Genomic DNA, 10,534 nt, shown 5'->3' on the forward strand with positions numbered 1-10,534 from the left:
GGGAGCCGGTCGACCATTTCCCTGTAGGAACGGGCCGACCAGCGTCGCGTGCGTTCTTCGAGGCCGGCTACCGATCCTTGGAAGAGTTGTCGGGCGCGTCCGAATCGGAGCTCGCGAAACTGCACGGTGTCGGACCCAAAGCACTGCGCGTCGTCAAAGCTGCATTGGAAGAGCAAGGCCTTGCCCTGAATCCCTGAATCCCTGACTGACTGACTGGCTGGACTGTGGCTGACTTGAGTCAGAACGGCGGTGGTCGGTGCTTTTCGCGTTCGGTAACGATGGTGCGGTGTTCGATGAACTTGGCGCGGAGGTAGGTGGCGTCGGCGCGGGCTTGTGGGTCGGTGAGCCGTGCGATGTCACCGAGGCTCGGTGCTCCGCCATCGGTGCGGATGTTGAGTAGGTTGCTCCAGTTGTTGTCTTGATCGCTGATGTTGGTTTCCCACCACGTCGGTTCGTAGAGTTCTTCAGATGGCTCGGCAGGCGGCGATGTGGCGGTGTCCGGGGTGAGGGTGTCGTCGGGTTGCTCTTCGTAGCCGGTGCTCTCGTGTACGCCGCCCGCTGCGTCCGCTCCGCCCGCGGGGTTGGATAGTGGGTTCGGGTACGGCGGTGTGGGTCGCCGGAATCGTGTTCGGTGCACGAAATCGTCGGGCACGGTCACTGTTCCGTATGACGGTGGTGTGATGCGTTGTGTTCCGACGCCGGAGCGCCAATAGATGCCGTTGCCGTCGAGTTTCGCGCACGCCCATAGCCGTAGCGTTTTCGCATGGTGATGATAGGGGCACAGTGGGTGCAGGTTCGCCAGGATGGTCCACCCTCCGGCCGATGGGTCGTGGTGGTCGAACGGGACGATGTGGTCTTTTGTCGCAGCGTGCTGCGGGCACACTGCAGCCCGGGAAGGTGCACGTGGAGTACGTTGCCCGCACCAACGCCACGAGTGTTGCTGTGGGGCGGTAGGTTAACGCCCCCGGCGGCGGAGTGCTGTGTCCTCCGTGTCCGTCCGGGTGTATTCCCTCGGTCAGTGTCGGATCGGCTGCAGCAGCGGCGAGGAACTCTGCGATCGCTGCCGAGAGTGCCACTTCCTGCCCGAGTGGTGCGGACGATGTCGGTGTATCGGGGCGTGCGGATCGTCGCGCAGTCGGTGGAAGTGGTGCCGGTGGGCGGCTGCGTCCGCGCGCGATCAGCCTCTTCGCGCGGGGGTTGGTGCCGGCGCGGTCCGCTTTGGGCCTACCTCGACGCGGTACACCGCCGCCGTCCGATGCAAGGCTGTCCGGTTTGCCTGCGTCACTGTCTGGTTCGTCACTGTCTGGTGCGCCACTGTCTGGTGCAGCGCTGTTCGGGCATGCAGCCGCGTCGGCGTCCGCCGTGCTCTCGGGATCCGCAGCGTCCTCAAAACCCGCCGGGCCGACCTCGGAATCTGCTGTGCCCTCGTTATTTTCGGCGCTGTCCGGATCCGAGCCATCCGAGGTATCAGCTGTGTCGGTATCGGGTTGCTCGTCGTGGCCTTCTTTCTGGTAGGCCTGCGCTGCGTCCCACATGTCCGACAGAAGTGCCCGCCAGCGTGCATCGGTGGCGAGGAGACGTACCAGTTCGGGGTCCAGGACGGTGCCATCGGCGAGGGTAGCGGGGTTCTCGTTCAGCCCCAACAGCGTGTCGAGGTCGATGTGAATGTTGATCAGCGGTGCGCGGCGCGGGGCGACGAACTGCGCCGATGCTGCCACCGGGCAGAACTCAGTTCCGCACTGACACACCAACGATTCTTCGCGATGACACAACGCGAGCAGGGCATATCCGCGCAGTTGCTTCTTCGTCCGGGGATCGTTCGAGCAGACCGTCCCGGCGAGTTCGTCGAGAATCGCATCGCACTCGGCACCTTCGAGCATCGTCATCTTCGACACCAACGTCGCGATCCCGTCGTTGCCTCGACGTATATCTGCGCAGCGTTCCTCGGACACCGCCCTGCTCTGCGCCGCCGCAGCTTCCTCCGGGTCATGGCTGATCCACAGTCGCCAGATGTTCTCCCTGAGCGCTTTGGCGTTGCACCGCAACGCTGCCGCGAGGACATCGGCTTCGAGCGTAGACACTGTGCAGTCGCTGGCACGAACCAACGTCAACGCGATGGTACGCACCCGCGGGTAGTCGAGATCGCCGGCAGTGAACGCCGCATCGACGGCGGGCAGCCGCCACGCCAACTGATTGGCTACCGCGATCATCTCTCGCGTCACCGTCCGTGACAACGACAACGCCACGGCTGCGTCACATTCGGTGCTGTGTTGTGCCCGGCCGACATTGGGTTCCATATCCCCGTGATCGGCCCCGAGTAGGTGCACATCCATCTCGGCAGCCAACCGGATCTCCGAGAGCTCGTGCACCTCGTGCACCATCACCGCCGAGGCACGGTTCTCCGCTTGGCGTGCAGCAGCTAGACGCGTCACCGACTCCGATGCAGCCTTGTCCGCATCGGAACGAATACGAGAAGAGCCCCCCGGCCGTGTCATAGCTCGACAGTAATCGAACTGATGTTCGAATACAACCCCAAATCGACTGTGCGGAAAGAAAGTCCGCTTGAATGGGAAACTACCTACCGTCCCGCCCGCCCGCGGTGCTCGAGTCCTGCGTGGTCACCCAGTCCCGGACTGCGGCGGCGAATTCCTCAGGCGCGTCGGACTCCACGTAGGTGCCGGCCCCCTTGACGATCACTGTCTTGTGGTCGGTGAAGGTTGCTTCCAGGCGCTCGCGCTCCTGGGGACGGAATGCGATGTCGGCGCCACCCCATATGATCAGCGTCGGCAGGTGGGCCAGGCTGGTAAGGCCCGACTCCAACTCTGCGAAGAAGTTCCGGCCGGCGAGAATTCGACCGGGAAGAACGGCGGAGGCCTGCCGTCGTTCCGGGGTGTCGAGCGCCCGCCGGTAGTGGGTCATCTCGGCTTCGGTCGGCCTTCGTCGTCGATGGCCCGTCGGGATAAAGGCGTTGACGAGGAGGTTGAATCGCCTGACCAAGAAGCGAACAGGGAGTCCGCCGATGATCCGCGAGAACGCTTCGAAGTGGAGAATTCCATTGACCGGCCACGCCCATGTATTGACGAGTACCAGCCGATCGACGACGCCAGGACGTCTCTGCGCGGCGGCCATGCCGATCGGACCGCCCCAATCCTGCCCGACCAGGATGACCTCTTCGAGGCCGAGCGCGTCGAGGAACCCGGTGACCACGTCTGCGTGCTCCTCGGGCAGGTAGCGGTATCCGGGCCCCGGCGTGGACAGTCCGAAGCCCGGGTAGTCGAGTGCGACACAACGGAAGTCGTCGGAAAGTGCGCTGATCACGTCGCGAAACAAGAACGACCACGTTGGATTGCCGTGCAGCATGAGCAGAGTGGGGCCGGTTCCCTCGTCGACGTAGTGGACGGTGTGCCCACCGATATCGACGAAGCGACTTTCGAATGGAAACAGGTCGTCGTCGACCCAGTCGGGTCGAACGCTCTTCGTCGTGTCGGCCATGTCGGGCCCTCCCGGATCGTGCGTCAAGGTAGGCTTTAATATCACACAACTACTTGAGTTTCTCAAGCGATAGGAGGGCTTGATGCGAAGCTACGGCCAGTACTGTGGGCTCGCCCGCTCCCTCGAGGTCGTCGGGGACCGGTGGAATTTGCTCATCGTCCGCCAGCTCCTCGTCGCTCCGGCCCGCTACCGTGATCTGGTAGACGGGCTCCCCGGCATCGCGACCAACCTTCTCGCTGATCGACTTCGGGACCTGGAGGAATCGGGCGTGGTCGAGCGGAGACTAGCCGGGTCGGGCAGCGTCGTAGAGTACGTCCTGACGCCGTGGGGTTCCGAGCTACGTGAGCCGATCGAAAGCCTGATCCGGTGGTCGACGCCGCTGATGGTCCGTGGGCCCGCCAGCGACTCGTTCCGCCCCGAATGGCTCGCCCTTGCCGTCCCTGCCCTGCTCGACAAGCGGGTCAAGGTCCGCCGCGCGGCGACGGTCGGTCTCGACATCGGCGATCAGCGGCTGCAACTCCGCGCAACGCGCGCCGGCTTCGAGGTCGGCCCGCAGGACGGCCGCGAACGCGATGCCACCCTCCGAGCAGACCCCGCGTATGTGCTCGGCCTCGCTGCTGGTGCTCTCACGCTGAGCGACGCGCATGCCCTCGGGGTGGTCGAGGTCGAGGGCGACGAGTCGGTCGTCCGAACTGTCTTCGCCGCTTGACCCAGGGCCTCACAAATCTCGTTTGTGGCCATACAAGAACGAACCATCTACCGTCCGAGGCTGTCGAGGACGATCGTCTAACTCCATGGTCCAGATACTGCACGCATCCAGGAAGCTGGGTTCGTCGACGCCGGGAGCGGGCACGCTCGGGCCCCGGCGACTGCAGGGCACACTCGATCGCCCCGGCCAAGTGTTCGAACACATCACCCCCAACTGGTTCGCGTCGGTGATGGGAACCGGCATCGTTGCTACCGCCGGAGCGACGCTGCCTGTGCACGTGCCTGGCCTGCACGTGTTCGCGACGGCGGTCTGGGTGATCGCGTCCACCGCGCTCGTCGCGCTGTCGGTCGCATTCGTCGTGCACTGGGTTCGTCACCGTCGGAATGCCCGCGCTGCCGTCGAGGATCCGGTGATGGTGCAGTTCTACGGCGCACCGCCGATGGCCTTGCTGACGGTCGGCGCAGGCACAATGCTGCTGGGCGAAGACCTGATCGGCACCGGGGCGGCGACAGCTGTCTTCGTCGTCCTGTGGTCGGCCGGCACCGTCCTGGGTCTGATCACCAGCGTGGCGGTGCCGTATTCGATGATCACCCGTCCCGCGGACGGACGGGTGAGACCGCTTCCTGCCTGGCTGATGCCAGTCGTACCGCCGATGGTCTCCGCGTCGACCGGTGCATTGTTGCTCCCGCATGTTGCCGAGGGACAGTGGCGCCTGACGATGCTCGGCGCTTGCTACGCGATGTTCGGACTGTCCCTGCTCATCGGCATCATGACCATGACGCTCATATACGGACAGCTCTTCAGCGGCGGCTCCCCGCCGGTTCAGGCGGCCCCGACGGTCTGGATCACGCTCGGTCTCATCGGCCAATCCATCACTGCCGCAAACCTGCTCGGCGCGGACGCAGCTCTGGTGTTCGTCGGCCCGAACTCCGCGGTCGCCACTGGTCTCGAGGTCTTCGGCGTCGTCTACGGGTTGATCATGGGCGGATGGGGCTTCCTGATGTTCTGCCTCGCGATGGCGTTGACGGCGCATTCCGCCCGGCGAGGGTTGTCGTTCTCGTTGACGTGGTGGTCGTTCACCTTCCCGATCGGTACTTGCGTCACCGGTGCGACAGCACTGGCGGCGGCCACGGGATCCACCGCGTTGGTCGGACTCGCCGCGCTCCTCTACGTACTGCTTCTCGCGGCCTGGGTCACGGTGGCGGCCCGCACGGCGCATGGGTCGCTACGCGGCGGACTACTGGGTTAGAGTGCATTCGACCGAACCGCAGAGGAGGTGCTACCCGTGGACCGTTGTCCAAGTTGGGCGCTCCTTTTCCTCCCGGACCGGTAGGAGAGCGCCCCAGGCGTTCGAAAGGCTGCTCGATGCCTCATCCTCGATTCCTCCCGGCCGTCACTCGAACTCTCCGATCGGCAGGGTGCGTATTCGCCGAATCGGAAGCCGAGCTACTCGTCGACACGTTTGTCGGTGACGATCTCGAAAACGCAGTCGCACAACGTATCCTCGGTACTCCGCTGGAACAGATCCTCGGATGGGCCGAATTCTGCGGTCTGCGCATCGTCGTCGAACCCGGGGTGTTCGTGCCGCGGAGACGAACCGAACTACTCGTACGACTGGCCGCGACGTCGAGGCCGCGCACCGTCGTCGATATCTGTTGTGGTTCAGGGGCAGTCGGCACTGCCCTTGCACATATGCTCGACGGCCTCGAGCTGCATGCTTCTGACATCGACACTGCAGCGGTGCGGTGTGCCCGCCGCAACGTCGAGTCTAGGGGAGGGCACGTGTATGCGGGTGATCTGTATGCGTCTCTCCCGGAGGAACTCCGAGGCCACGTCGACGTGATCGTCGCAAACGCCCCCTATGTGCCCACCGACGCCATCGGCTCGATGCCGCCCGAAGCACGGGACCACGAGCCGAGGGTTGCACTCGACGGTGGCGTCGACGGACTCGACGTGCAGCGCAGAGTCGCCTCCGATGCCACCGGGTGGCTGACCCCGAACGGACGACTCCTCATCGAGACCAGCGTCCGGCAGGCCGAGCGCACCGCGCAGATCGTCGTCGCAGCAGGCTTCGACGCCGACATCGTGCACGACGACGAGCTCGACGGCACGGTAGTCATCGGGAGAGCATGTCGCTGAGGCTCCCTGCAACGGTGTAATTCTGCTGACGGAGAACACGGCCACCTCGGGGAACACCGCTGACGGCAAACAAGTTGAGTCGTCGTAGCTCAACTTCATGGAGGTGTCGTCATGTCCGAACCCATCCGTCTACCCGTCCTGTTCCTGACCGACCCCGTCGTACTTCCCGGCATGGTCGTGCCGGTACAGCTGGACGAAGCCGCCCGCGCCGCCATCGATGCCGCCGGAATTTCCGCCGACGCACTGTCGGGCGGGGGCAAGTTGCTCGTCGCTCCGCGTCTCGACGATCGTTATGCTTCCTACGGTGTCATCGCGTCCGTTGTACAGATGGGTCGTCTTGCGACGGGTGAACCGGCCGCCGTCATCAAGGCCGAACAACGGGCCCACATAGGCCACGGGGTCAGCGGCCCCGGAGCCGCACTGTGGGTCGAAGCCGACATCGTGACCGAATCGGAGGCCGACGCCCGTACCATCGACCTCGCTCGCGAGTACAAGCAGCTCGTCGTCGCCATGCTCCAGCGGCGCGACGCCTGGCAGGTCATCGATTCGGTCAACAAACTCGTCGAACCCGGCGCCATCGCCGACACTGCAGGCTATGCCTCGTACCTCACGGACGTGCAGAAGCGCGAGTTGCTCGAAACGCCCGACGTCGGTGAGCGTTTGACGATGTTGATCGACTGGACCAAGTCGCACCTCGCCGAGGTGGAGGTGAACGACAAGATCTCCAGCGATGTTCGTGACGGTATGGAGAAGACGCAGAAGGAGTTCTTGCTCAGGCAGCAACTCGCGGCGATCCGGAAGGAACTCGGCGAGGACGAACCCGACGGTGCGGACGACTACCGTGGTCGCGTCGAGGCAGCAGACCTGCCGGAAAAGGTGCGGGAGGCCGCGATGCGCGAGGTCGGCAAGCTCGAACGCTCCAGCGATCAGAGCCCGGAATCCGGTTACATCCGAACGTGGTTGGACACCGTGCTCGATCTCCCATGGAACGAGGCCACCACCGACGAGACCGACATCGTCGCCGCCCGGGCAATTCTCGACGCCGATCATCATGGTCTCGACGACGTGAAAGACCGCATCGTCGAATTCCTCGCGGTGCGTGCACGACGCGCGGAGCGTGGTCTCGAACTCGTCGGCGGTCGAGGGTCGGGCGCCGTCATGGTTCTGGCCGGTCCGCCCGGTGTCGGCAAGACCTCGCTCGGTGAATCGGTCGCGCGTGCATTGGGCCGCAAGTTCGTTCGCGTCGCGCTCGGCGGTGTCCGTGACGAGGCGGAGATTCGTGGACACCGTCGCACCTACGTCGGAGCGTTGCCGGGGCGTATCGTTCGCGCGATCGGAGAGGCGGGATCGATGAACCCCGTCGTGCTCCTCGACGAGATCGACAAGGTCGGAGCCGACTACCGAGGCGATCCGAGTGCTGCTCTGCTCGAAGTCCTCGATCCTGCACAGAATCACACGTTCCGTGATCACTACCTGGACCTGGATCTCGATCTGTCCGATGTGGTGTTCCTGGCGACGGCCAACGTGATCGAACAGATCCCGCCCGCGCTGTTGGACCGCATGGAACTCGTGACCATCGACGGATACACCGAGGACGACAAGGTCGTCATCGCACGGAATTACCTGCTGCCGCGTCAGTTGAACAGGGCTGCAGTGAATTCCGACGAGGTCGACGTCACCGACGGCGCCCTCCGCAAGATTGCAGCCGACTACACCCGCGAGCCAGGTGTGCGGCAGTTCGAACGTCTTCTTGCCAAGGCACTGCGAAAGGCAGCAACGAAGCTAGCGACGGAATCCGGCCCGCTGCATGTCGACGAAGCCGGCCTCGTCGACTATCTAGGACGGCCGCGGTTCACGCCGGACGTTCACGAACGTACGGAAGTGCCAGGTGTGGCAACAGGACTCGCCGTGACCGGGCTCGGTGGTGACGTCCTGTTCATCGAGGCCGCATCCACCGAAGGGAAGCCGGAGTTGGTGCTCACCGGGCAGCTCGGCGACGTCATGAAGGAGTCGGCGCAGATCGCGCTGTCCTACGTTCGTTCGCACGCAGCGAATTTCGGCGTCGACCCAGCCGCGTTGGACCGCAGCATCCACGTTCACGTTCCTGCTGGTGCTGTTCCCAAGGACGGGCCGTCAGCAGGCGTCACGATGGTGACTGCCCTGGTGTCGATGGCGACCGGACGCCCGGTCCGCTCCGACGTCGGGATGACGGGTGAGGTGACGTTGAACGGTCGGGTGTTGCCGATCGGGGGCGTCAAGCAGAAACTGCTCGCGGCGCAGCGCGCCGGATTGACGACCGTGTTCATTCCGGCCCGGAACGAAACCGATCTCGACGACGTGCCGGCCGAGGTGCTGAGCGCTCTCGACGTGCGTCCGATGACGGACGTCGCGGACATTCTTGCCCTCGCTCTGGAAGAGCCGGCCGATCTTCTGGAGAAGGTCTCTTGACCTCGAGTTGCGTCGAGGTTCTAGCGTTGTCGACATGAGCATGGAAGTCACTGCCCGGAACCAGTTGTATCGGACGATGAATGCGTCCACGCAACAGACGCAGTTCTCGGCTGTCACAGCACGTCGGATACTGCGTTTCGCCCGCCCCCACCGCGACAAGCTCGTCGGATTCATGGTTCTCAGCGTCGTGCTTGCTGTGTTGGCGGTGGCGACGCCGGTGTTGGCGGGCCGTGTCGTCAATGCGATCGTCGACGGCGATTCGTTCGACGTCGTGCTGCGGCTGTCGCTGCTGATCGCGCTGATCGCCGTCGTCGACGCCGGGTTCGGGCTCCTGAACCGGTGGTTGTCCTCGAACATCGGTGAAGCGCTGATTCTCGACCTCCGGACTGCGGTATTCGATCATGTGCAGCGAATGCCCATCGCGTTCTTCACGAGAACTCGAACCGGGGCGCTCGTGAGCCGCCTGAACAACGACGTCATAGGTGCGCAGCGCGCGTTCAGTGACACCCTGTCCGGCGTCGTCAGCAATTTCGTGACGCTGATTCTGACGTTGATCGTGATGATCGGAATATCTTGGCAGATCACCCTTCTGGCGCTGATCATCCTGCCGGTCTTCGTGATTCCGGCGAGGCGGATGGGTAGGCGGCTCGCGCGTCTTCAACGCGAAGCGGCAGAACACAATTCGGCGATGAGCACCCAGATGACGGAACGGTTCTCTGCTCCGGGAGCAACGCTCGTCAAATTGTTCGGGCAACCGGAAGTCGAGTCCGAGGAGTTCGCGGTCAGGGCTTCTCGCGTGCGCGATATCGGGGTGCGAAGCGCGATGGTGCAGACCGTGTTCGTGACGGCATTGACGCTCGTGTCGGCGCTGGCTCTCGCCGTTGTCTACGGCCTCGGCGGGTTCTATGCATTGCGTGGGCAGCTCGATCCGGGGTCCGTTGTGGCGCTGTCGCTACTGCTGACCAGGCTCTATTCTCCGCTGACGGCGCTTGCGAGTGCGCGTGTCGAAGTGATGAGTGCGCTCGTCAGCTTCGAGCGGGTATTCGAGGTGCTCGATCTGGTACCGCTCATCGAGGACAAGCCCGACGCTGTCGAGGTACCGGACGGACCGGCATCGGTCGAACTCCGCGATGTGCGCTTCGCATATCCGTCGGCGGACAAGGTCTCGCTCGCCTCGTTGGAGGAGGTCGCGTTGCTCGATTCGCGCGGCGGTGACGAAGTTCTGCACGGAGTGTCCTTCGTTGCAGAACCCGGCCAGATGGTTGCACTCGTCGGGACCTCGGGCGCGGGCAAGTCGACGATCGCGCAGCTGATAGCGCGCCTGTACGACGTCGACAGCGGTTCGGTCCGTCTGGGCGGTACCGATGTTCGAGATCTCACTGCGAGTTCGATTCGCAGCACCGTGGGGATGGTGACGCAGGACGGTCATCTCTTCCACGACTCGATCCGCTCCAACATCGTCCTGCCGCGACCGGAAGCGACCGACGCCGAAGTGTGGGACGCGTTGCGTCGAGCACGGTTGGAAGAGCTGGTGAAGTCATTGCCCGACGGGCTCGCCACCGTCGTCGGAGAGCGCGGTTACCGATTGTCCGGCGGCGAAAGGCAACGTCTGACGATCGCCAGACTGCTCATCTCGCGGCCGCGCGTCGTCATCCTCGACGAGGCCACCGCGTCGTTGGATTCGACGTCGGAAGCAGCGGTGCAAGCGGCCCTCGGTGAGGCTCTCGCCGGCAAGACCTCGGTGGT

Annotated in this window: 8 protein-coding genes; 6 read left to right on the top strand and 2 right to left on the bottom strand. The window is 64.2% G+C overall.

Annotation, left to right across the window (positions count from 1 at the left end):
* Window positions 1–197: helix-hairpin-helix domain-containing protein (locus A2J03_RS31550; RefSeq protein ID WP_068371361.1), on the top strand; the 197-nt coding region annotated here is incomplete at its 5' end.
* Window positions 198–464: 267 nt separating this feature from the next.
* Here A2J03_RS31550 and A2J03_RS07100 read toward each other — a convergent pair.
* Together A2J03_RS07100 and A2J03_RS07105 are read right to left on the bottom strand one after the other, a co-directional pair.
* A complete protein-coding gene (locus tag A2J03_RS07100) occupies window positions 465–2,495 on the bottom strand; it encodes a DUF222 domain-containing protein (protein ID WP_068371362.1) in 2,031 nt (676 codons plus the stop codon).
* Window positions 2,496–2,574: 79 nt separating this feature from the next.
* Window positions 2,575–3,492 (bottom strand): alpha/beta fold hydrolase, encoded by a 918-nt coding sequence (locus A2J03_RS07105; protein ID WP_068371363.1) that lies wholly within the window; start codon window positions 3,490–3,492, stop codon window positions 2,575–2,577.
* An 82-nt stretch (window positions 3,493–3,574) separates the two neighbouring features.
* Between A2J03_RS07105 and A2J03_RS07110 the strand changes: the two genes are divergently transcribed.
* From A2J03_RS07110 to A2J03_RS07130, 5 genes are all read left to right on the top strand, one after another.
* Window positions 3,575–4,201 carry a winged helix-turn-helix transcriptional regulator gene (locus tag A2J03_RS07110; RefSeq protein WP_068371366.1) on the top strand — a complete coding sequence of 209 codons (627 nt, stop codon included), beginning with the start codon at window positions 3,575–3,577 and terminating at the stop codon, window positions 4,199–4,201.
* Between the two features lie 85 nt (window positions 4,202–4,286).
* Window positions 4,287–5,450 (top strand): TDT family transporter, encoded by a 1,164-nt coding sequence (locus tag A2J03_RS07115; protein ID WP_068371369.1) that lies wholly within the window; start codon window positions 4,287–4,289, stop codon window positions 5,448–5,450.
* Between the two features lie 116 nt (window positions 5,451–5,566).
* Window positions 5,567–6,340 (top strand): putative protein N(5)-glutamine methyltransferase, encoded by a 774-nt coding sequence (locus tag A2J03_RS07120; RefSeq protein ID WP_068371370.1) that lies wholly within the window; start codon window positions 5,567–5,569, stop codon window positions 6,338–6,340.
* 111 nt (window positions 6,341–6,451) lie between these two features.
* Window positions 6,452–8,788 (top strand): endopeptidase La, encoded by a 2,337-nt coding sequence (gene lon / locus A2J03_RS07125; protein ID WP_068371374.1) that lies wholly within the window; start codon window positions 6,452–6,454, stop codon window positions 8,786–8,788.
* A gap of 34 nt (window positions 8,789–8,822) precedes the next feature.
* On the top strand, window positions 8,823–10,534 hold a 1,712-nt coding region (locus A2J03_RS07130), incomplete at its 3' end, for an ABC transporter ATP-binding protein (protein ID WP_068371377.1).

Source organism: Rhodococcus sp. EPR-157, from assembly GCF_001647195.1.
Classification (GTDB): domain Bacteria; phylum Actinomycetota; class Actinomycetes; order Mycobacteriales; family Mycobacteriaceae; genus Rhodococcoides.

What these genes read in the sequence shown, in the direction of transcription:
- A2J03_RS07110 (WP_068371366.1), top strand. Translation starts at nt 3,575, where the DNA reads ATGCGAAGCTACGGCCAGTACTGTGGGCTCGCCCGCTCCCTCGAGGTC.
- A2J03_RS07120 (WP_068371370.1), top strand. Translation starts at nt 5,567, where the DNA reads ATGCCTCATCCTCGATTCCTCCCGGCCGTCACTCGAACTCTCCGATCG.
- A2J03_RS07105 (WP_068371363.1), bottom strand. Translation starts at nt 3,492, where the DNA reads ATGGCCGACACGACGAAGAGCGTTCGACCCGACTGGGTCGACGACGAC.
- A2J03_RS07100 (WP_068371362.1), bottom strand. Translation starts at nt 2,495, where the DNA reads ATGACACGGCCGGGGGGCTCTTCTCGTATTCGTTCCGATGCGGACAAG.
- A2J03_RS07115 (WP_068371369.1), top strand. Translation starts at nt 4,287, where the DNA reads ATGGTCCAGATACTGCACGCATCCAGGAAGCTGGGTTCGTCGACGCCG.
- lon (WP_068371374.1), top strand. Translation starts at nt 6,452, where the DNA reads ATGTCCGAACCCATCCGTCTACCCGTCCTGTTCCTGACCGACCCCGTC.